1 protein-coding gene and 1 pseudogene are annotated in these 985 nt (G+C 73.8%); both read left to right on the forward strand.

The window, feature by feature from the left end:
* Window positions 1-65: 65 nt before the first annotated feature.
* Window positions 66-518, forward strand: a pseudogene (locus P1P70_RS45080) (sensor histidine kinase); the annotation flags it as partial.
* A gap of 20 nt (window positions 519-538) precedes the next feature.
* Window positions 539-985: response regulator transcription factor (locus P1P70_RS45085; protein ID WP_319248344.1), on the forward strand; the 447-nt coding region annotated here is incomplete at its 3' end.

Genomic DNA, 985 nt, shown 5'->3' on the forward strand with positions numbered 1-985 from the left:
ACTTATTCGTGACCAACGTGACTGTCCGTTGGGCTATGGGTCGGCAGCTTGGGACTTGTATTAGAGGGCTCGGTCAGCTCCCCGCCCTCGCCTCGCGCGTCCGTGCCTCCGGGGTCCCCGTGGAGTTGGTCGTCACCGGTACCCCGGCCCCGCTGCCGCCGGGCGCCGACCTGGCCGCGTACCGCGTCGTCCAGGAGGCCCTGACGAACACGGTCAAGCACGCCGCGGGCGCCCGGGTGCGGATCACCGTCGACCACACGCCCACCGCCCTCCGTCTGGAGGTCACGGACACCGGCGGCACCCCCACCCCCGCGGCCGCCTCCGGCACGGGCCGCGGCCATCTGGGCCTGCGGGAACGCCTCGCCGTCCACGGCGGCACCCTCCACACGGGCCCCCGCCCGACCGGCGGTTATCGCGTCCGGGCGGTCATACCCCTCACCCCGCCCGACCCACCTGGGGAAGACTCACCCCGAAGCACCACACGCGCAGTCACCCCACCCCCCGAGGAGCGCCCGTGACGGCCGGGCACCCGCCTGCCATGTTCCCAACGGAGCCCGACCGGCCCCGCGTGGTGATCGCCGACGACCAGGCCCTGGTCCGCACCGGCTTCGGCATGATCCTCTCCGCCGACGGGATCGACGTGGTCGCCGAGGCGGCCGACGGGGAGCAGGCCGTCGAGGCGGTCCACCGCACCCGTCCCGACCTCGTCCTGATGGACATCCGCATGCCCGGCACGGACGGCCTGGAGGCGACCCGGCGCATCCTCTCCGGCGCGGTCCCCGATCCGCCCCGCGTCCTCATGCTGACCACCTTCGACCTGGACCGTTACGTCTACGCGGCCCTCACCGCCGGCGCCAGCGGCTTCCTGCTCAAGGACGTCACCCCCGAACACCTGGTCGCCGCCGTCCGCCTGGCCCGCACCGGCGACGCGCTCCTCTCCCCCGCCATCACCCGCCGCCTGATCGAACGCTTCGTCTCCCCGACC

It is taken from the genome of Streptomyces sp. MB09-02B, assembly GCF_033794485.1.
In the GTDB taxonomy this organism is placed as follows: Bacteria; Actinomycetota; Actinomycetes; order Streptomycetales; family Streptomycetaceae; genus Streptomyces.